Origin of the sequence: Catellatospora sp. TT07R-123 (genome assembly GCF_018327705.1) — a bacterium.
In the GTDB taxonomy this organism is placed as follows: Bacteria; Actinomycetota; Actinomycetes; order Mycobacteriales; family Micromonosporaceae; genus Catellatospora.
In genome coordinates this window covers 4,297,538-4,317,810 of record NZ_BNEM01000001.1, presented here as the reverse complement: position 1 = coordinate 4,317,810, position 20,273 = coordinate 4,297,538, and the positions used below count along the sequence as shown (strand labels likewise).

At 71.2% G+C, this 20,273-nt stretch carries 19 protein-coding genes; 11 read left to right on the top strand and 8 right to left on the bottom strand.

Annotated elements, in window-relative coordinates; genetic code table 11:
• Positions 1–6: 6 nt before the first annotated feature.
• Positions 7–765: a type III pantothenate kinase gene (locus Cs7R123_RS18685; protein WP_212828165.1), complete on the top strand. Its 759-nt coding sequence runs from the start codon at positions 7–9 to the stop codon at positions 763–765.
• Here the strand turns inward: Cs7R123_RS18685 and Cs7R123_RS18680 are convergent.
• Positions 762–1,499 carry a class I SAM-dependent methyltransferase gene (locus Cs7R123_RS18680; protein ID WP_212828161.1) on the bottom strand — a complete coding sequence of 246 codons (738 nt, stop codon included), beginning with the start codon at positions 1,497–1,499 and terminating at the stop codon, positions 762–764. The two genes, Cs7R123_RS18685 and Cs7R123_RS18680, sit on opposite strands and share 4 nt — an antisense overlap.
• A gap of 765 nt (positions 1,500–2,264) precedes the next feature.
• Between Cs7R123_RS18680 and Cs7R123_RS18675 the strand changes: the two genes are divergently transcribed.
• Entirely contained in the window at positions 2,265–2,615 is a 351-nt protein-coding gene (locus Cs7R123_RS18675; RefSeq protein WP_212828159.1) for an Lsr2 family protein, read from the top strand.
• A 443-nt stretch (positions 2,616–3,058) separates the two neighbouring features.
• Complete coding sequence (locus Cs7R123_RS18670; RefSeq protein ID WP_212828158.1) at positions 3,059–5,578, top strand: ATP-dependent Clp protease ATP-binding subunit; 2,520 nt, start codon at positions 3,059–3,061, stop codon at positions 5,576–5,578.
• A 62-nt stretch (positions 5,579–5,640) separates the two neighbouring features.
• Here Cs7R123_RS18670 and Cs7R123_RS18665 read toward each other — a convergent pair whose 3' ends face one another.
• On the bottom strand, positions 5,641–6,504 hold the full coding sequence (locus Cs7R123_RS18665) for a polysaccharide deacetylase family protein (protein ID WP_244871907.1): 864 nt from the start codon (positions 6,502–6,504) through the stop codon (positions 5,641–5,643).
• 58 nt (positions 6,505–6,562) lie between these two features.
• Positions 6,563–7,450, bottom strand: a complete 888-nt coding sequence (locus Cs7R123_RS18660) for an A/G-specific adenine glycosylase (protein WP_212828156.1) — start codon at positions 7,448–7,450, stop codon at positions 6,563–6,565.
• Positions 7,451–7,561: 111 nt separating this feature from the next.
• Between Cs7R123_RS18660 and Cs7R123_RS18655 the strand changes: the two genes are divergently transcribed.
• From Cs7R123_RS18655 to Cs7R123_RS18645, 3 genes are read left to right on the top strand one after another with little or no spacing between them, the layout of a single operon-like run.
• Positions 7,562–8,092, top strand: coding sequence for a glycine cleavage system protein R (locus Cs7R123_RS18655; RefSeq protein ID WP_212828155.1), 531 nt, complete (start codon positions 7,562–7,564; stop codon positions 8,090–8,092).
• A complete protein-coding gene (locus Cs7R123_RS18650) occupies positions 8,089–8,658 on the top strand; it encodes a peptide deformylase (protein WP_212828154.1) in 570 nt (189 codons plus the stop codon). The genes Cs7R123_RS18655 and Cs7R123_RS18650 overlap by 4 nt, the downstream gene beginning before the upstream one ends.
• Positions 8,659–8,717: 59 nt before the next feature.
• Positions 8,718–9,395 carry a hypothetical protein gene (locus Cs7R123_RS18645; protein ID WP_212828151.1) on the top strand — a complete coding sequence of 226 codons (678 nt, stop codon included), beginning with the start codon at positions 8,718–8,720 and terminating at the stop codon, positions 9,393–9,395.
• 25 nt (positions 9,396–9,420) lie between these two features.
• Here Cs7R123_RS18645 and disA read toward each other — a convergent pair whose 3' ends face one another.
• The 4 genes from disA to Cs7R123_RS18625 are packed head-to-tail and all read right to left on the bottom strand — an operon-like array spanning position 9,421 to position 13,631.
• Positions 9,421–10,527 carry a DNA integrity scanning diadenylate cyclase DisA gene (disA, locus tag Cs7R123_RS18640; RefSeq protein ID WP_374706966.1) on the bottom strand — a complete coding sequence of 369 codons (1,107 nt, stop codon included), beginning with the start codon at positions 10,525–10,527 and terminating at the stop codon, positions 9,421–9,423.
• A 54-nt stretch (positions 10,528–10,581) separates the two neighbouring features.
• Positions 10,582–12,009, bottom strand: coding sequence for a DNA repair protein RadA (radA, locus tag Cs7R123_RS18635; RefSeq protein ID WP_212829257.1), 1,428 nt, complete (start codon positions 12,007–12,009; stop codon positions 10,582–10,584).
• A 33-nt stretch (positions 12,010–12,042) separates the two neighbouring features.
• Positions 12,043–12,777: a hypothetical protein gene (locus Cs7R123_RS18630; RefSeq protein ID WP_212828148.1), complete on the bottom strand. Its 735-nt coding sequence runs from the start codon at positions 12,775–12,777 to the stop codon at positions 12,043–12,045.
• 53 nt (positions 12,778–12,830) lie between these two features.
• Positions 12,831–13,631: a UbiA family prenyltransferase gene (locus tag Cs7R123_RS18625; RefSeq protein WP_212828146.1), complete on the bottom strand. Its 801-nt coding sequence runs from the start codon at positions 13,629–13,631 to the stop codon at positions 12,831–12,833.
• Positions 13,632–13,669: 38 nt separating this feature from the next.
• Between Cs7R123_RS18625 and Cs7R123_RS18620 the strand changes: the two genes are divergently transcribed.
• On the top strand, positions 13,670–14,536 hold the full coding sequence (locus Cs7R123_RS18620) for a hypothetical protein (protein ID WP_212828140.1): 867 nt from the start codon (positions 13,670–13,672) through the stop codon (positions 14,534–14,536).
• Positions 14,537–14,540: 4 nt separating this feature from the next.
• Here the strand turns inward: Cs7R123_RS18620 and Cs7R123_RS18615 are convergent, their stop codons facing one another.
• Entirely contained in the window at positions 14,541–14,951 is a 411-nt protein-coding gene (locus Cs7R123_RS18615) for a hypothetical protein (RefSeq protein WP_212828139.1), read from the bottom strand.
• Positions 14,952–15,247: 296 nt separating this feature from the next.
• On the opposite strand from Cs7R123_RS18615, the gene Cs7R123_RS18610 reads away from it, so the two are divergent.
• The 4 genes from Cs7R123_RS18610 to Cs7R123_RS18595 all read left to right on the top strand — a co-directional run bounded on the left by Cs7R123_RS18610 (position 15,248) and on the right by Cs7R123_RS18595 (position 20,116).
• On the top strand, positions 15,248–15,733 hold the full coding sequence (locus Cs7R123_RS18610; protein ID WP_120317389.1) for a CarD family transcriptional regulator: 486 nt from the start codon (positions 15,248–15,250) through the stop codon (positions 15,731–15,733).
• Positions 15,734–15,747: 14 nt separating this feature from the next.
• Positions 15,748–16,470 carry a 2-C-methyl-D-erythritol 4-phosphate cytidylyltransferase gene (gene ispD, locus Cs7R123_RS18605; RefSeq protein ID WP_212828138.1) on the top strand — a complete coding sequence of 241 codons (723 nt, stop codon included), beginning with the start codon at positions 15,748–15,750 and terminating at the stop codon, positions 16,468–16,470.
• A 191-nt stretch (positions 16,471–16,661) separates the two neighbouring features.
• Positions 16,662–17,126, top strand: a complete 465-nt coding sequence (gene ispF, locus Cs7R123_RS18600; protein ID WP_212828137.1) for a 2-C-methyl-D-erythritol 2,4-cyclodiphosphate synthase — start codon at positions 16,662–16,664, stop codon at positions 17,124–17,126.
• 425 nt (positions 17,127–17,551) lie between these two features.
• Entirely contained in the window at positions 17,552–20,116 is a 2,565-nt protein-coding gene (locus Cs7R123_RS18595; protein ID WP_212828136.1) for a malectin domain-containing carbohydrate-binding protein, read from the top strand.
• Positions 20,117–20,273: the final 157 nt, after the last annotated feature.

Genomic DNA, 20,273 nt, shown 5'->3' with positions numbered 1-20,273 from the left:
CGGCACATGCTGCTCTGCATCGACATCGGTAACACCAACACGGTGCTGGCCACGTTCGAGGGCGACAAGATCGTCCACTCGTGGCGGGTCAAGACCGATGCCCGCAACACCGCCGACGAGCTGGGCCTGATGTTCCGCGGACTGCTCGCCGGCGACAACGTGGAGATCAGCGGCGTGGCCGCCTGCTCGACCGTCCCGGCGGCGCTGCGCTCGCTGCGCACCATGCTCGGCCGGTACTACCCGGGCGTGCCCGCGGTGATCGTCGAGCCCGGGGTCAAGACCGGCGTGCAGCTGGCCATCGACAACCCGAAGGAGGTCGGCGCCGACCGCGTCGTCAACACCCTGGCCGCGCACACCCTGTACGGCGGCCCGGCGATCGTGGTCGACTTCGGCACCTCCACCAACTTCGACGCGATCAGCGCCCGGGGCGAGTTCCTCGGCGGGGTGCTGGCACCCGGGATCGAGATCTCGGTCGAGGCGCTGGCGGCCCGCGCGGCGCAGCTGCGCAAGGTCGAGCTGGTCAAGCCCGCGCGGGTGATCGGCAAGAACACGGTCGAGTGCCTTCAGTCGGGCGTGGTGTTCGGCTTCGCCGGGCAGGTCGACGGCGTGGTCAACCGCATGATCGAGGAGCTGGGCGGGGTGACGGCGGTGATCGGCACCGGCGGGCTGGCGCCCGTGGTGATCGGCGAGTGCCGCACCATCACCCACCACGAGCCGATGATCACCCTCATCGGCCTGCGCATGGTCTACGAGCGCAACGTCTAGGGCAGCCGGTGCATGCGGTAGACCACCGTCGTGTACGGCAGCTCGAACTCGTCCCGCCCGGCGAGCTCGGGATGCGTGGCGCACAGCTCGCGCACCTCGGCCAGCAGCCGCTGCTGCTCGTCGGGCGCCGCGGTCAGGTACCACGAGCGTGAGCTGACCAGGTTGAGCAGCCCCTGCGGGGTCTGCCGCACGCTGTGCCGGAACTCGGCCCGCTGGGCGAAGCTGAACCGCGGGCTGACGGCGAACGAGTCCAGGGCCGCGCGGTGGAAGGGCGCCGTCTTGATGAGCTCGTCCAGGCGCCTCGTCCAGTCCAGCGTGGTATCGCGGTCGTTCCACATGGGCGCCAGCACGCCGCCGGGCCGCAGCACCCGCGCGATCTCCGGGTACGCCGTGGCCGGGTCGAACCAGTGGAAGGCGGTGCCGGCCACCACCGCGTCGGCACCGCCGTCGGGCAGCGGGATCGCCTCGGCCGACCCGGCCAGGCACGCCGCGCCCGGGGTCGTGCGGGTGAACTCGGCCCGCATGTCCGGATCGGGCTCGACCGCCGTCACCTCGTGCCCGGCGGCCAGCGCGACCCGGGTGAGCTGGCCGGTGCCGGCCCCGAGGTCGACCACGCGCCGCGGCGTGTCGCCCAGCGCCCATGCCAGCGCCGCGCGGGGATAAGTGGGCCGTGCGCGGGCATAGGTCTGCGCGGCGGCCCCGAAGGAAAGGCGATGCTGTTCGAGTCGTTCCATGTCGTACCCCCGATTCAAGCGATCTTGGTCGAACACTGTAGCGCCGCGGATGGCGATGTGCCCGACCGGGCGGCGGCGGCGGATAGGCGGGCGCGGATCACTGCGCACCGCGATTGGACGACTGCCCGCAGTAATGCAATCGAGTGCGTCGAATCGTGCCCGGGAGTCGGCGGCCGTCCACCGCGTCCGGCACGCAGAGCGTACGCACTGGCGGTGCCCTGCTCGTGCCGACTCGCGCCCGGCGTTCGCGCCTCGGTACCGGCCGGTCTCGGCACCGCGCCGCCCATTGCCGGAGGCCTGATAATGGCGTCCGGTGCTGCTTATGTGGCAGCCTCGCGGTCGGCCTGGTCTGCGCGGCGGCGGCGCACGGGCCCGGTGGCCGACCGGCTCACCCGCTGTCACGGAGCTTTTGCGGAAACGTCGCCGGAAGCATCCGCGCGATGTTTAGGCCGTGTCCCGCTGTTCAGAATGTGGGCGTGCGCGGGGCGCTGTGCGGGCGCTCGGCTCGGCGGTGGGGCTTGGCGGTCGGGAGCGCGGCCAATTGACAGGGCATTCCATTTCCCCATGTCAGGGGCGCGGGCCTTCGGCTTTGTCCCGCGCGACCGCCGGGATGGTGCCGATCGCATTTCGTCGGTGGCGCGACAATGGTGCCGCAGAATTGATTCGCGCGCGTTGTCCAAGCTATCCTGTCGGCGTTCCCCATAGTTGAATTCGGCGCCTCGACTGGGACGGGGAGGCCAGGGGCGACGAGAAAGGAAGCCGAGCATGGCCAGGCGCGAGATTGTGGTGCTGGCAGACGACCTCGATGGTTCTGAGGGTGACGTCCGCAGCGTGAAGTTCGGGTTCGAGGGCAACAACTACGAGATCGACCTGGGCCCGGGGAACCACGACAAGCTGGCGCTGGCGCTGGCGCCGTTCGTGGCCGCCGCGCGCAAGGAGTCGAGCCGCCGGGGCCCGGCCGTCGCCGCCAAGGCGAAGGCGCCGACCGCCGCCGAGCAGCGCGCCTTCAACCAGCGCGTGCGCGAGTGGGCGAAGGGGCAGGGCAAGGAGGTCAACGACCGGGGCCGCGTCCCCGCCAAGGTGATCGAGGCGTACTACGCGGCGGGCCTGCGCTGACCCGCGCCGGTGCGGACCCGGGACGACCTGGGGGTTTCCAGCACCGTCCGGACTGACTGAGCGGTACAGCACGGAAGTTTCCGAGGACCTTTCGTGTTGTACCGCTTCGTGCTGTCTGCCCCCGGCACGGTCGCCGGGGGGTCCGGCACCCGATCCGGATATTTCGCTGTGCGCGTAGCGCCCGTGGATGCGGAACAGCCCGAGGGCGGGCATCGTTGGCTCAGATGCCTTTCCTGACCGAGGATTCGCGGGCAGTTTGCCCGCGAATATCCGAATTTCGACCGACGGTAAGCGACGTTACGGTTACCCAACGGTGACCGGGCGACCGTTTTCGGTGGGCCGACAGCGTCGGGGTCTGGCGTTAGAGTGAGTGAAACAGCTTCGCCGCCCCGCACCTCCAGAGGTGGAGGTCCGAGGAACTGAGGCGTAGGTGAGGAGCGGGAATGTTCGAGCGGTTCACCGACCGGGCGCGTCGGGTGGTCGTCCTGGCCCAAGAAGAGGCCCGGATGCTCAACCACAACTACATCGGCACGGAGCACATCCTGCTCGGCCTCATCCACGAGGGTGAGGGCGTCGCGGCGAAGGCGCTGGAGAGTCTCGGCATCTCGCTCGAAGGTGTGCGCCAGCAGGTAGAGGAGATCATCGGCCAGGGCCAGCAGGCGCCGAGCGGGCACATCCCGTTCACGCCGCGGGCCAAGAAGGTGCTGGAGCTGTCGCTGCGCGAGGCGCTGCAGCTCGGCCACAACTACATCGGCACCGAGCACATCCTGCTCGGTCTGATCCGCGAGGGTGAGGGTGTCGCGGCCCAGGTGCTGGTGAAGCTCGGCGCCGACCTCAACCGCGTGCGCCAGCAGGTGATCCAGCTGCTCTCGGGCTACCAGGGCGGCAAGGAGCCGGCTGCCGCCGGCACCGCCACCGGCGAGGCGGCCCCGTCCACCAGCCTCGTGCTGGACCAGTTCGGCCGCAACCTGACCCAGTCGGCACGGGAGGGCAAGCTCGACCCCGTGATCGGCCGGGAGAAGGAGATCGAGCGGGTCATGCAGGTGCTGTCCCGCCGCACCAAGAACAACCCGGTGCTGATCGGCGAGCCCGGCGTGGGCAAGACGACGGTCGTCGAGGGCCTGGCCCAGAAGATCGTCAAGGGCGAGGTGCCGGAGACGCTGAAGGACAAGCAGCTCTACACCCTCGACCTGGGTGCCCTGGTGGCCGGTTCGCGCTACCGCGGTGACTTCGAGGAGCGCCTGAAGAAGGTGCTCAAGGAGATCCGCACCCGCGGCGACATCATCCTCTTCATCGACGAGATCCACACCCTGGTCGGCGCGGGCGCCGCCGAGGGCGCGATCGACGCCGCCAGCATCCTCAAGCCGATGCTGGCCCGCGGCGAGCTGCAGACCATCGGCGCGACCACGCTCGACGAATACCGCAAGCACCTGGAGAAGGACGCGGCGCTGGAGCGGCGCTTCCAGCCGATCCAGGTCGGCGAGCCCTCGGTGGCCCACACCATCGAGATGCTCAAGGGCCTGCGCGACCGGTACGAGGCGCACCACCGGGTCACCATCACCGACGCGGCCCTGGTCGCGGCGGCGAACCTGGCCGACCGGTACATCTCCGACCGCTTCCTGCCGGACAAGGCGATCGACCTGATCGACGAGGCCGGTGCCCGGATGCGCATCCGCCGGATGACCGCGCCGCCGGACCTGCGCGACTTCGACGAGAAGATCGCCCAGGTGCGCCGCGACAAGGAGTCCGCGATCGACGCGCAGGACTTCGAGCGTGCCGCGCAGCTGCGCGACAAGGAGAAGCAGCTCCTGGGCCAGAAGGGCGAGCGGGAGAAGCAGTGGAAGGCCGGTGACCTGGACGTCGTCAGCGAGGTCGACGACGAGCAGATCGCCGAGGTCCTGGCCAACTGGACCGGCATCCCGGTGTACAAGCTGACCGAGGAGGAGACCTCCCGCCTGCTGCGTATGGAGGATGAGCTGCACAAGCGGGTCATCGGCCAGATCGACGCGGTCAAGGCCGTCTCCAAGGCGATCCGCCGTACGCGGGCCGGTCTGAAGGACCCCAAGCGCCCCTCGGGCTCGTTCATCTTCGCCGGTCCTTCGGGCATCGGTAAGACCGAGCTGTCCAAGGCGCTGGCGGAGTTCCTGTTCGGCAGCGAGGACGCGCTGATCCAGCTCGACATGTCCGAGTTCCACGACCGGTACACGGTGTCCCGCCTCGTCGGTGCCCCGCCCGGGTACGTCGGCTACGACGAGGGCGGTCAGCTCACCGAGAAGGTGCGCCGCCGGCCGTTCTCCGTGGTGCTCTTCGACGAGATCGAGAAGGCCCACCCGGACGTGTTCAACACGCTGCTGCAGATCCTGGAGGACGGTCGCCTGACCGACGGCCAGGGCCGCATCGTGGACTTCAAGAACACGGTGATCATCCTGACCACCAACCTGGGCACCCGTGACGTGGCCAAGGCCGTGTCGCTGGGCTTCCAGAAGTCCGAGGACGCCGAGTCGAACTACGAGCGGATGAAGGTCAAGGTCAACGACGAGCTGAAGCAGCACTTCCGCCCGGAGTTCCTGAACCGTATCGACGACACCATCGTGTTCCACCAGCTGGGCGAGGCGGAGATCCTCTCGATCGTCGACATCATGATCAAGCGGATCGAGGTCCAGCTGCGCAACAAGGACATGGGCCTGGAGCTGACCGACAACGCCAAGCGCTACCTGGCGAAGAAGGGCTTCGACCCGGTCCTGGGTGCCCGGCCGCTGCGCCGGACCATCCAGCGCGAGCTGGAGGACACGCTCAGCGAGCGCATCCTGTTCCAGGAGCTCAAGCCGGGCCAGCACGTGCTGGTCGACTGCGAGGGCGACCCGGAGCAGGTGGAGACCGCGAAGCTGACCTTCACGGCCTCGCAGCGCGCCGTCGCCGCCGAGGCGCCGGAGGCTCCGGCCGAGCCGGCCGCAGCCGCCTGACACACGGCAACGAGAAGAGGGGCACCGCGCGAGCGGTGCCCCTCTTCCGTATCCGGGACCGGTCAGTCGAAGACGACGTAGTCCTCCAGCAGAGCCGGGGTCAGGCCGGACCGGTAGATCGCCCGCAGGGCCGCCACCAGGTCGTCCATCAGCGCCGGGCGGAAGTGCATGAGCAGCACGTCGCCGGGCTTCACCACGTGCTGGGCGCTCTGGTAGCGCACGACGCCCTTGTCGACGGTCTGGGTCCAGTAGAACGACGCCTTCATGCCGCAGTCGCGCGCGGCGCGCAGCGTCGTGGCGTCGCGGTTGCCGTACGGCGGGCGGAACAGCGTCGGGCGCTTGCCGAACAGGTCCTCCAGCTTGTCGGCGGCCCCGCAGATCTCGTGCCGCTGGAAGTCGTACGACTTGCCCTTGAGCGAGTCGTGGCTGATCGTGTGGTTCTCCACCACCCCGCCGGCCGCCTCGATCGCCTTGAAGTAGTCGGTGTACCTCGACGCGGCGGGCGAGTTCAGGAACAGCGTGACCGGGATGTGCGCCTGCCGGATGAACTCGGGCACCATCGCCGGGCGCGACAGCGCCCCGTCGTCGATCGTGATGAACGCGACCTTCTGGTCGGTCGGCACCCGGAACCAGAACACCGACGACGTGCTCTCCGGCACGTGCACGCGCTGCGGTTCGGGTGCGTCCGGGAAGTCCGGCACCCGGGCCAGATACCACTCCAGCGACTTGGGCACCAGGTCACCGACCGGCACCGACGACGGGCTGGCCGACGGGTCCGGCGCGGGGCTGCCGGACGCGGAGGGGCTGACGATGGGCGAGGCCGGGGCCGAGAAGACCGGGGGATCCGACTTGTCACAGGCGTTCAGCGAGAGCACAGCCAGCAGGGAGCACACGGCAAGGACGCGGCGAGAGGGGGTGGATGCCACGCCCGGACTCTATCCAGGCGGCGCCGAGAAACAACCCCCCGCAGGTGGCGGGATCTCGTCAGATAGGGGAGTCGACCGGACCGGCGGGCAGGGCGAAGCGCTCGCGCTGCCGCACCACCAGGCCGTCGGCGAGCAGGCTGGCCAGGGCACGTTCACGCTGCGTGGCGTCGGGCCATACCGCGTCGAGGTCCTGCCGGGGCACCGCGCCGTCGCTGCCGCGCAGCACGGCCAGCAGCAGCCCGCGCACCTGGCGGTCGGTGCCCGCGTAGCGCTGCGGCTTGCGTGAGGGGCCTTCCGGCAGCGGCAGGCCGGTCAGCCGCCACTTGCACGCGGCGTGCAGCGGGCAGTCGCCGCAGCGGGGCGTACGGGCCGTGCACAGCACCGCCCCCAGCTCCATCAGCGCCGCGCTGGCCCGCGCCGCGGTCGCCGGATCTGGCGGCAGCAGCGTCTCCACCAGCGCCAGGTCGGCCGGAGTGGTGGCGGCTCCCGCGTCGGCCGCGCCGGTGACCGCCCGCGCGGCGACCCGGCGCACGTTGGTGTCGACCACCGGATGGCGCTGCCCGTACGCGAAAGCCAGCACCGCCCGCGCGGTGTAGTCGCCGACCCCGGGCAGGGCGAGCATCTGGTCCAGCCGCCGCGGCACGACCCCGCCGTGCCGCTGCACCAGCGCCACGGCACAGGCGTGCAGCCGCATCGCCCGGCGCGGGTAGCCCAGCCGCCCCCAGGCGCGGATCGCCTCGCCGACCTCGTCGGCGGCCAGATCGGCCGGGGCGGGCCAGCGCGCCGTCCACTCGTGCCACACCGGCAGCACCCGCACCACCGGCGTCTGCTGGAGCATGACCTCGCTCACCAGGATGGGCCAGGCGCCGACGCCGGGCACCCGCCACGGCAGATCGCGCGCGTTGGCGTCGTACCAAGCTGTGGTCAGCGCGGCGACTTCGGACATGACGCACACCCTACTGCGGCACAATCTGCCCATGAGCGAGCAGAGCGAGCGAATCATGTTGCAGGGAAATCCGGTGCCTCAGCGCGCCTGCTCGCGGAGCGGGGCGGCGGCATGAGCGCCCCTGGCAGTGCCGAGCTGGCCGTCACCGTGATCGGGCCGGACCGGACCGGGATCGTCGCCGACGTCGCCGAGGCGCTGGCCGGGCTCGGGGCCAACCTGACCGACTCGACGATGACCCGGCTGCGCGGGCACTTCGCGATGACCCTGATCTGCACCGCGTCCGCCCCGGCCGAGCAGGTCGAGGCCGCGCTGAGCCACCTGTCCGCCGACGGCCAGCTGCTGGTCACGGTCAGAGGCGTCGGGCCGGACGAGTCCGCGGCCAACGGCGGCCTGCCGTACCTGCTCAGCGTCCACGGCGCCGACCGGCTCGGCATCGTCGCCGCGGTGACCCGGGTCGTCGCGAACGCGGGCGGCAACGTCACCGACCTGTCCACCCGCCTGGTCGGCCCGCTCTACCTGCTGGTGGCCGAGGTGGACCTGCCCGAGGGCGTGCCGGGCCCGCTGACCGAGCAGCTGGCGCAGGTCGCCGACGAGCTCGGGGTCGAGGTCAGCCTCCGCCCGGCCGGGGCGGACGTCTTATGAGCGAGCAGAGCGAGCGCGTCAGCGCCGTCATCGAGGGCTGGGACCTGGCCTGCCTGGGTGAGGGCCGGGTGCTGCCCGTGGTCACCGCCCCGGCGCACGTGCTCAGCCGCCCCGGGCCGGCGGTCGACCCGACCGCGCCGGACATCGTCGCGCTGGCGGCCGACCTGGTCGCCACCATGCGGGTCTCGCCGGGCTGCGTCGGACTGGCCGCGCCGCAGGTCGGCGTGAGCGCGCAGCTGTTCGCCGTCGACGTCACCGAGCATCCGAAGACGGTCACCACGCACGGCATCTTCGTGCTGGCCAACGCCGTGGTCGTGGAGGCGAGCCGGTGGCGGCCGGGCCGGGAGGGCTGCATGTCCGTGCCGGACCTGACCGGCGACGTCAAACGCGCCGGGCGGATCGTGGTCACCGGCGAGCTGCCGGGCACCGGCCGCAAGGTCACCGTCACCACCGACGCCTTCGAGGCGCGGGCGCTGCAGCACGAGATCGACCACTGCAACGGACTGCTGTTTTTGGACAAGGTGAGTGGCGCGCACGCGATCTACCAGCGCAAAACCTATCTGTGATGTGGCCAGGCGTGTCGCGCAGGGCGTGTCGTGATCGAGGGCGCTAGCGTGAGCACATCATGAGACTGATAGTGGGTCCGCTGCCCGCCGCCGTCTATTGGCGTCGCCGAGCCATGGTGCTCGGCGCGGTGCTTCTCGCCGTGCTCATGATCTCGCTGGTCGTGCGCGGCACCAGCAGCGACGGCGCGAAGACGAACACCGCCGCGACCTCCTCGCCGGAGCCGACCGACGCCGCGGAGCCGAGCCCGGAGCCGTCGCCCAGCCCCAGCGACAGCACCATCGTGCCCGCCTCGGACGTGTCGCCCAGCCCGGAGCCGTCGTCGGCCGCCGACCCGGGCGAGTGCACCGACACCGAGATCAAGGTGACCGCCAAGCCCGCGCAGAACGCGATCAAGCGCGGCGCCGAGCTCTACATCACCCTGCTGATCAAGAACGTCGGCAAGCGCACCTGTGCCCGCGACGTCGGCGCCGACCTGCAAGAGCTGCGTATCGTCGACGGCACGACCAAGGTCTGGTCCTCCGACGACTGCGGCGGCCCGCGCGGCCACGAGGTGCGCCAGTTCCCGCCTGGCCACGAGCGCGCCTACACGGTGATCTGGAACGGGCACGCGAGCTCCGCCTGCGCCAAGACCATGAAGCGCACCCCGGACGGCCCGGTCCCCGACGCCGGCGACTACCAGCTGTTCGGCCGGGTCGGCACCGCGATCGGCCACGCGGTCACCCTGAAACTGACCTGAGGGTGCTGCCGGGTCGCGCGGCAGCTCAGACGTAGCGTTCCAGGATCGAGGTCTCGGCCAGCCGGGACAGCCCCTCGCGTACGCCGCGGGCGCGGGCATCGCCGACACCGTCCACGGCCTGCAGGTCCTCCACGGTCGCGCCCAGCAGCCGCTGGAGGCTGCCGAAGTGGTCGACCAGCCGGTCCACGATCGCCCCGGGCAGCCGCGGCACCCGGGCCAGCAGCCGGAACCCGCGCGGGCTGACCGCGGCGTCCAGCGCCTCGGTGGTCGCCGGGTAGCCCATCGCCTTGGCCACCGACACCAGGTCGATCAGCTCGCTGGGCGAGAGCATGTCCAGCTCGACCAGGGCCTCGTCGACGGTACGGGCCTTGCGCGCCTGCGGCAGGTAGTCGCGGATGACCAGGGTCCGGTCGGCGTCGACCCCGGCCATCATCTCGTCGAGCTGGAGCGACAGCAGGCGGCCGTCGGTGCCCAGCTCGACCACGTATCCGGCGATCTCGTCGGAGATGCGGCGGACCATCTCCAGCCGCTGCACGACCGCCAGCGCGTCGCGCACGGTGACCAGGTCCTCGATCTCCAGCGCGGACAGGGTGCCGCTGACCTCGTCCAGGCGCAGCTTGTACCGCTCCAGCGTGGCCAGGGCCTGGTTGGCCCGGGACAGTATCTGGCCGGAGTCGTCCAGCGCGTGCCGCTGACCCGCGACGTACACCCCGATGATGTGCATGGACTGGCTGACCGAGATGACCGGGTAGCCGGTCTGCTTGGAGACCCGCTCGGCGGTGCGGTGGCGCGTGCCCGACTCCTCGGTCGGGATGGACGCGTCCGGCATCAGGTGGACGGCGGCGCGCAGGATGCGGGCGCCGTCGGCCGACAGCACGACCGCCCCGTCCATCTTGCACAGCTCGCGCAGGCGCGTCGCGGAGAACTCGACGTCGAGCGGGAACCCGCCGGTGCACACGGTCTCCACGACCTTGTCGTACCCGAGGACGATGAGAGCTCCGGTGCGGCCCCGCAGGATGCGCTCCAGGCTGTCGCGCAGCGGCGTGCCGGGAGCGACCCGTGCCAGGGTGGCGCGCAATGGATCACCGCCGACGGCGGCGGCGTTCCAGGTGTTGTCGCGATCGATCGGCACGGGCACAGTCTAGTGGGGTCCTGCGCGAACGCTTGGCGCCCCGTGGCGCCGCCGTCACTCAGCGGACATCCGGGCAGCCCAATGCAGTGCCGTACGCAGATCGGACACTTCCTCCACCCGGATGCCCGGCGCCGCCACCCCCGTCGAGGCGGGCCCGCAGCCGGGCGGCACTAGCGCGTACTTGAAGCCCAGCCGGGCCGCCTCGGCCAGCCGCCGGGGCACCGTGCCGATCCGGCGCACCTCGCCGGTCAGGCCCACCTCGCCGATCGCGACCAGCCGGGGCGCCAGTGCCAGGTTCAGCCCGGCCGAGGCCACCGCCAGCGCCACCGCGAGGTCGGCCGCGGGCTCGATCACCCGAATGCCGCCCACCGTGGCCGCGAAGACCTCCTTGTCGTGCAGCGACATCCGCTCGGTGCGCCGCTCCAGCACCGCCAGCACCATCGCCAGCCGGGCCGAGTCGAGGCCGGACACGGTGCGCCGGGGCGAACCGGCCACGGTCGCCCCGATCAGCGCCTGCACCTCGGTGACCAGGGCGCGGCGGCCCTCCATGGCGACCGTGACGCAGGTGCCGGGGACGGGCTCGGCATACCTGGTCAGGAACAGGCCGGACGGGTCGGGCAGGGACGAGATGCCGCTCTCGGTCATCTCGAAGCAGCCGACCTCGTCGGCGGCGCCGAACCGGTTCTTCAGGCCGCGCACCAGCCGCAGCGAGGAGTGCTTGTCGCCCTCGAAGTGCAGCACCACGTCGACCAGGTGCTCAAGGACGCGCGGACCCGCGACGTTGCCGTCCTTGGTGACGTGCCCCACCAGGACGGTGGCGATGTTGCGCTCCTTGGCGACCGCGATGACCGCCGCGGTGACCGCGCGCACCTGGGTGACGCCGCCGGGCACGCCGTCGCTGCCCGGCATCGCGATGGTCTGCACCGAGTCGAGCACCAGCAGGCCGGGCTTCACCGCGTCCACGTGCCCCAGCACCGCGCCGAGGTCGGTCTCGGCGGCCAGGTAGAGCCGCTCGTGCAGGGTGTTCATGCGCTCGGCGCGCAGCCGGACCTGGGAGACGGACTCCTCGCCGCTGACGATCAGGGAGTTGCTGCCCGCACCGGCGGCCCACTGCTGGGCCACGTCGAGCAGCAGGGTCGACTTGCCCACGCCGGGCTCGCCGGCCAGCAGCACCACCGCGCCGGGGACCAGGCCGCCGCCGAGCACCCGGTCGAGTTCGCTCACGCCCGTGGCGACGGCGCGGGCCGGTTCGGCGCTGATGGTGGCGATGGGGCGGGCGGGCTCACCCGGGGCACGGGGAGCGACGGTGCGCATGGCGCCCAGCGCCGGGCCGAGGGACGACTCCACCACGGAGCCCCACTCGCCGCACTCGGGGCAGCGCCCCACCCACTTGGGAGGCTGATGCCCGCACGCGTCGCATTCGTACGCAGGGCGTGCGGGCTTCGCCGTCTTGGTCGTAGTGCTGCGCGCAGTCACGCCGATGAACCTACCGGGTGGCTGCGACAGAGCGTGCCGTCAGTGACCCTCGCCGACCGCGGCGCCCTCGCCCTCGGGCAGGGTCAGCGGGCTGCGCGGCAGCGGCGACAGCGGGATCGCGACCGGCACGGCCGGGATCACGATGGCCTGCTCGGTCTTGCCGTTGGAGACGTTGACCGTCAGCGGCACCGACGCGCCGTTGGCCAGCGCGGCCTTGAGCCCCTTGAGGACGTAGAACTGCTTGCTGGTGGGCAGCAGCTCGACGTAGCTGAACGGCGCGATGGTGATCTTCTCCGCCGCCGGGGCGGCCGGGCTGGGGCTCGGCGAGGCGGACGCCGAGGCGGCGGCCGAGGCGGCGGCCGAGGCAGAGGCCGACGGCTTGGCCGACGCGGAGGCAGCAGCCGAGGCGGACGCCGAGGGCTCGGCGGTCGGGCTGGCCTTGACGGCACCGGCCGAGGTCAGCTCGACGCTGCCCGCGGCGGCCGACGTCAGACCGGTGACCGTGACCGTGTCCTTGGTGTTGTTGAAGATGCGCAGCTGGAGCGGCGCGTCCTCGCCGACCTTGTAGCCCTGCAGGCCGGGGTAGGCGACCATCACGTCGCGCACCACGATGGTGCCCGCGCCGGGTGACAGCTGGATGGTGCCGCCGGCCGCGCCGGGCACGGCCGCGACCTGGTTGGCGGTCTGCGAGTGCATACCGGCACTGCAACCGGACAGGGCCAGGGCGGCGGCGGTCGCGCCGCCGGCGATGAGCATGGTGATCGAGCGCGTCACGGGGGTCAGCGTAATCTCCGCCGATCAGCGGCCCCTCGCCGACCCGCCGCTGTTCACAGCACCCCGGCGGCGACCAGCACCAGCACGTCCACCAGGGCGAGGCCGAGCAGCGCGCGGAAGGCGGTGCGCGGGGTGGCGTACCGGCCGATCGGGACCATCGCGATCGCCGTGACCGAAACCACCAGCCCGGCCCACAGCGGCGGCCGCGCCCCGGCGATCAGCACGACCATGGTGGCGATCAGCAGCGCCGTGGCCAGCAGCAGGCTGCGCCGGGCGCCGAGCCGCTGGGGCAGGCCGCGTACGCCGGTGGCGGCGTCGTCGGCCAGGTCGGGGACCGCGTTGAGCAGGTGCGCCGCGCCGGTGAGCAGCGCGGCCGCGAGCACCAGCCAGCCGGGCGCGGGCGCCGATCCGGGCCGGGCCGTCCCGATGAACTCGATCAGCGCCGCGAACGAGACCAGGTACGGCACGATCGAGGCCGGGGTCGCCTTGAGCGGCCAGTTGTACAGCTGCGCCGAGGCGAACGCCAGCAGGAACCAGCCCGAGGCGGGCCAGCCCCAGGCCAGGGCGGCGGCGACGGTCGCGGCCGAGGCCAGCCCGGCGGCGGCCGCGACGGTACGGCGCCCGCCCGGCTCCGCCGCCAGCGGCTTGTCGGCCCGTCCCACGGCCAGGTCGCGCCCGGCGTCGACGGCGTCGTTGGTCCAGCCCACGGCGAGCTGGCTCAGCCCGACCGTGCCCGCGACCAGGAGGGCAGAGCGCGCGTCGTGACCCAGTCCGGCGGCCAGCAGTCCGCTGACCGCGGTGACGGCGAGGGCGGGCAGCGGGTGGCAGGCGCGCAGCAGCCGCAGCGGTGACATCTGGCCAGTGTGGCGCGTCATCGGTAATCTCGCCGCATATGGAGCCTCGTCGCGCACCGACCGTCGCCTATGTCGTGGTGACGGCGATCCTGCTGGCGGCGGGAGCCTTCTGGTGGCACCGCAGCGCCCCGGCGGAAGTGGCCCCGGTCGCGGCACCCTCATCCTCATCCTCGCCGCTGGCGCCGCAGTTGGAGGAGGCGCTGCGCAGCCTGCCCGACCTGATCGTGCAGGGCCCCAGCATGGGCTCGGCCGAGGTCTTCCAGCCGTCGGTGCTCGACGTCGACGTGCCCTTCCAGCGCGATCTCGTCCTGAACGGCGGCCCGCACGAGCTGCGGCTGAGCTGCGTGGCGGAAGCGGCCCAGGGCACGGTGCACGTGGCGTTCGCCGGGCCGGGAGTGCAGCTGCCGGAGGCGGTGGTGCCCTGCGCCGACGGTCTCGGCTGGCAGCAGCAGACGCTGCTGGTGCCGGACCTCCAGCGCCCCCTGGAGGTCACCACGACGGTGCACGGTGTCGCCGCCGCGGTCGTCGGCTGGGCGATCATCCCGCGCGTGCTGACCGCCGCGCCCGAGACCTGGCACGACCGGGTCCTGAGCCAGCTGCCGGGCCAGAAGGGCCGGCCGTCGGCCGATTTCCGGCTGACGGCCGGCGAGCAGGTGCGGCACCGGTTCGAGACGCCCGCGACCAGGCAGGGGCTGCGCATCGTCTGTGCCGGGAACACGGTGGTGCGGGTGACCGTGACCGGGGAGAACCAGCAGCAGCTCGAGATGTTCTGCGACGCCGCCGAGCAGTACATGCTGGAGTTCGTCGGCGGCGCGACCGGCGGGACCGTGGTCTTCGAGGCGCTGGGCGACTCCGGCTCGGCGTACGTGCGCGCCGTCGTCGGCGACCCGATCGCCACGTACTGAGGGCTCAGCCTGCGGCGGGGCTGGCGGGCGGGGTCCCCGGCGGGGTCGAGGCCGGGGCGGAGACGGACGGGCCCGGCACGACCGGCGGGCCCGGGTTGGGCTGCCGCGGGATCGGCCGGGTCAGCCCCGGCCAGGCGATGAGCACCAGGCTGAGCAGGGTGATCACGACCGCGACGGCCAGCACCAGCAGCGGCAGCGCCAGCGAGGGCGCCTCGGGGTCGTCGATGCGTTCGGGCAGGTGCAGGCGCTTTCGCCAGCGGGCGCGGCGTACGGCCCGACGCCGGGCCCGTGCCTCCCGCTTGAGTTCCGCGCGGACCTTCACGGCCTCTTCGGCCAGCTCCGCGGGATCATCCGGAATGACGACCTCACCCCACTCGGGCGGGAGGTCGGGCAGTCCGTTTCCCAGCGTGCCCATCGCCGGCTCCTCGCGTGCAACACCGCGTCCCTCTACTGTCGCGCTTCGAAACCGATCACGCCAGTGGCAACATCGGAGGAGATCGAGTCTCGTTGACGAGACGGACAACGGACATCAGTCGCGCCAATGAGTGGATAAACGGTCACTCAGCGTAGTGCACCGAAGTCGCGCCCGCTGTGTCAAGCAGAAGAAATACGGCTCACAACAGGGGTGAGCTGCGCTAACTGTGCAAGACGGGCTGGGACTGCACGGCACGTCCGTGTTACCCTAGACACAGCGAAAGGGGTTTCGTACCTATGGATTTCAGTGTCGGCGAGACCGTTGTCTACCCCCACCACGGGGCCGCACTCATCGAGGCTATCGAGACCCGCACCATCAAGGGCGAGGAAAAGCTTTACCTCGTCCTTCGGGTTGCTCAGGGTGACCTGACGGTGCGGGTGCCCGCCGAGAACGCCGAGATCGTCGGCGTGCGAGAGGTGGTTGGCGAAGAGGGCCTGTCCAAGGTTTTCGACGTCCTCCGCGCTCCGCACACCGAGGAGCCGACCAACTGGTCGCGGCGTTACAAGGCGAATCTCGAGAAGCTCGCCTCGGGTAACCCGCTCAAGGTGGCTGAGGTGGTGCGTGACCTCTGGCGCCGCGAGCGGGAGCGCGGTCTGTCTGCGGGGGAGAAGCGGATGCTCGCCAAGGCCCGGGACATCCTTGTCGGCGAGGTCGCGCTCGCTGAGAAGAGCACCAAGGACGGGGCTGAAGTTCTCCTGGACAAGGTGCTCGCCGAAGCGTGACCGTTCCACCGGCAATGTCCTCACACATCGAAGACCGCGACGTCCCGCAGCATCGGGACGTCGCGGTTCTCGTTCCCGCCGCCGGCCAGGGCCTGCGCCTCGGCGGCGGCATCCCCAAGGCGCTGCGCGAGCTGGGCGGCCGCCCGCTGCTGGCGCACGCGTGTGCGCGGCTGGCCCAGGCGCCGTCGGTCGCGCTGGTCGTCATCGCGGCTCCGGCCGACCAGGTCGACGCCGTCAGAGAGCTGGTCCCCGCCGCGACCGTGGTGGCCGGCGGCGCCACCCGGCAGCAGTCCGTGGCCAACGCCCTGGCGGCGGTGCCCGCCGGGCTCGACATCGTGCTCGTCCACGACGCCGCCCGCGCCCTCACCCCGCCGGAGCTGGTGGAGGCGGTCGCCGCCGCGGTGCGCGCGGGCCACGACGCGGTCATCCCGGTGCTGCCCGTGGTCGACACCGTCAAGCGCGTCGACAGCACCGACACCGTGTTGGAGACGGTCGACCGCGCCGCCCTGCGCGTGGTGCAGACCCCACAGGGCTTCCGCCGCGCGGTGCTGGCCAAGGCCCATGCCGAGGCCGCCTCGGAGCACACCGACGACGCCGGCATGGTCGAGCGCCTCGGCCTGCCCGTCCACTGCGTCCCCGGCTCCGAGCACGCCCTCAAAATCACCCGCCCCCTCGACCTCGCCATCGCCGCGGCCCTCCTCTCCCACTCCGACACCGCATCCACCACCCCGGCCTGAGCACCGGGCCGCGGGGAGCGCACCGGGCGCCGGGCCCCCAAGATCGCGCAAGTTGCCGGGCAACCGGGCGAAAGCGGGGTCAAGATACGCCCGATTGCCCGGCAACTTGGATGATCGAGGGCGGGGTGTTCTAGGGTTCGGAGCGGGTGCCGTGCCCCTGGCACCGTGATCGTCAAGGAACGGGAACAGCAGTGAGAGTCGGTATCGGTACGGACGTGCACGCCTTCGACCCCCAGCGCCCCTGCTGGGTGGCCGGGCTGCACTGGCCGGACACGCCCGGCCTGGCCGGGCACTCCGACGCCGACGTCGCCGCCCACGCCGCCTGCGACGCGCTGTTCAGCGCGGCGGGCCTGGGCGACCTCGGCGCCAACTTCGGCACCGACCGCCCCGAGTGGTCCGGCGCGGCCGGGGTGGTCCTGCTCGCCGAGGCGGCCCGCCGGGTGCGCGCGGCCGGTTTCACCATCGGGAACGTCTCGATCCAGGTGATCGGGGTGGCTCCCAAGATCGGCAAGCGCCGCGACGAGGCGCAGCAGGTGCTGTCGGAGGCGGCCGGGGCACCGGTCACCGTCTCCGGCACGACCACCGACGGTTTGGGCCTGACCGGCCGGGGCGAGGGCCTCGCCGCGATCGCGGTGGCGCTGGTGCTGCCGGCCTGATACGGTCGCAAAGCCCTCCCGTAAATCGATTTCTGCCGCGTTTTCGCAAGTCTGCGCCCACGCGATTCCGAATTAGACGATAGAGGCGGGGTCGGCGCTATGCTGACAGCCCTTTCGAGACGGCTCGCACGACGGTTCACTGTCGTGGAGTCGATAGCGGGAATGGCTGTTGTGCGCGTCACGACGACAGGTGCCTGACCTCGGACGACCGGCGGCCTGTCGCAAGATGGCGATCATATGGCCAGGCAGACCGGGGTGGTGTGCGCGGCTCGGCCGAACAGTCACATTGCCGCACTCCCTCTTGCCTGCCGCAGCGTGCTAACGGAAGCTTCAGGTTTAGCGTTTGCCGCCCCGCGAGCCTGGTCGCGTTTGGGCGTTGGTCGGCCGACGCCGACCCCTTTCTATGTGCTGGGTGGGAGAAAACTGTGCGAAGGCTTAGTCGCACCTCGGTGGCAGGGCTGTCCGCCCTGGCCATCACGCTACTTGGCATCGGTCCAGCGCAGGCGGTCCAGCCGGTGCACACCGGCCTGCCGTCGGCGGTGCCGTCGACGGCGACCCCGAACATCAACGACGGCACCGTCAACACCATCCTCAAGGTGGGCAACAAGGTGTTCGCCGGTGGCACGTTCACGGGCGTGACCGACCGCGGCACCGGAACGGTGTACGCCAAGCCGTGGCTGTTCGCGTTCGACGCCACCACCGGTCTGGTGGATCCGGCGTTTAGCCCGAACATCAACGACGAGGTCGTTCAGGTGATGCCGGGCCCGGCCCCGAACACCATCTACGTGGGCGGCCGGTTCACCGGTGTCCAGGCGGGTGGCTGGAGCCGGCTGGTGCTGCTCAACACGACCGACGGCTCGGTGGTGAACTCGTTCAAGGCGCCGTCGCTGAACGGCGCGGTGAACACGGTCAAGCAGTTCGGCAACCGGCTGCTGGTCGGTGGCTTCTTCACGACCGTGACGACCGCCACTGAGGTCATCACCCGCAACGGCCTGGTGACGCTGGACGCGGCCACGGGCGCCTACGACCCGTACGCGAACATCTCGCTGACCGGGCACCACAACTACAACGGCACCGGGGCCAACTCCGCGGTCGGCGCGACCGACCTGGACATCACCCCGGACGGCACCAAGGCCGTCGTCATCGGCAACTTCAAGACGGCCAACGGCGGCGACTACGACCAGGTCGTCATGCTCGACCTGACCGGGCCGACCGCCACCATCGCCAACTGGCACACCAACCGGTTCGACGACGTGTGCAGCCGCAACGCGTTCGACAAGTGGGTCCGCGACGTCGACATCTCGCCGGACGGCACCTACTTCGTCGTCGTCAACACCGGTGGGCCGTACGGCAACACGGTGCTGTGCGACAGCGCCTCCCGCTGGGAGACGTCGGCGACCGGCACCAACCTCCAGCCGACCTGGGTCGACTGGACCGGTGGCGACACCCTGCTGTCGGTGGCGATCACCGGCGCCTCGGTGTACGTCGGCGGCCACGAGCGCTGGATGAACAACAGCGACGGTGCCGACCGGGCCCGCCAGGGTGCCGTGGCCCGTCCCGGCCTGGCCGCGCTGGAGCCGGTCAACGGCGTTCCGCAGGCGTGGAACCCCGGCCGCCACCCGCGCGGCATCGGCGCCTCGGCGCTGTACGCCACCGAGGACGGCCTCTACGTCGGCTCCGACACCGAGTACATCGGCAACTTCGAGTACAAGCGGGGCCGGATCGCGTACTTCCCGCTGGCCGGTGGCTACACGCCGCCGTCCTGGACGGTGGGCGACCTGCCGACCGACGTGTTCTTCCCGAACAACACGGTGAGCATCCCGGCCAACGACGTGCTGTTCCGCGTCAACGCCGGCGGTCCCGAGGTGGCTGCCAACGACGGGCTGCTGCCCTGGTCCGCGGACACCGCTGCGGCGCCGAGCACGTACCACAACACGGGCAGCTCGGTTAACTCGATCACGTCGAACGCGATCTCGCTGGACGGCTCCGTGGCGGCCAGCACCCCGCTGGAGGTCTTCAACGACCAGCGGTACGACGCCGCGGCCGCACCGGAGATGAGCTGGTCGTTCCCGGTCACCGCCGGGACGCAGGTGGAGGTCCGCCTCTACTTCGTCGCGCGGGACTGGCTCTACCACCTGCCCGGTGACCGGACCTTCGACATCAGCATCGACGGCACCCTGGTCGCCGACGACTACGACACGGTGGCGCAGGTCGGTTACAAGGTGGGCCACAAGCTGGCCTTCCCGGTGACCAGCGACGGCACGGTCAACATCGACTTCACGCACGTGGTGCAGAACCCGGGCGTCGAGGCGATCGAGATCATCCGTACCAGCGCCGGCACCGGCAGCGGTGTGGCGAAGCGGTCGTACAACGGCACCGTGGCCGGTGCGCTCACCGCGGTCGGCGGCGCCGACGGCACGGTGTGGGCGAACCTGCGTGGCGCGTTCCTGGTCGGCAACAAGCTGTTCTACGGCATGTCCGACAGCAACATGTACGTCCGGACGTTCGACGGCACCAACTTCGGTCCGGCGACGCTGCTCAACCCGCACTCGAACCCGTACTGGGACACGGTGCCGGTGGACGAGAAGGACACCACCAGCGTCACGTACGCCGGGGTGAAGACCAACCTCTACACCGAGCTGCCGAACGTGCGCAGCATGTTCTTCCTGAACGGGAAGCTCTTCTACACCATCGCCGGGTCGAACAACCTGTTCTGGCGCTGGTTCAGCCCGGACAGCGGCATCGCCGGGTCGCAGCGCTTCTCGATCGCGGGCAGCGGCACGACCAGCGCGCTGGAGAACCTGACCAACACCTCCGGGGTGCTGTTCATCTCCGGCGGGTACGCGTACTGGTCGCGCAGCGCGCCGGACAGCCGCCTGATCAAGCGGGCGTTCGACGGTACGGCCTTCAGCGGTTCCGCGGTCGCGGTCAGCGGCCCGGCGATCGACGGGGTCGACTGGCGTTCGCCGGGCGCGTTCATCCGCGGCTGACGCAGCACCTGACGTAGTAACCGGACCGGCCACCACCTGGTGGCCGGTCCGGCACGTTTCCGGACCCGACCGGGCCGCCGGAACCGGTCCATCCGGCCGACTTTCGGCGCAGTGTGCGGCTTATAGTCCTATTTGGTGTCCCAGTTTGTGCAGCTAG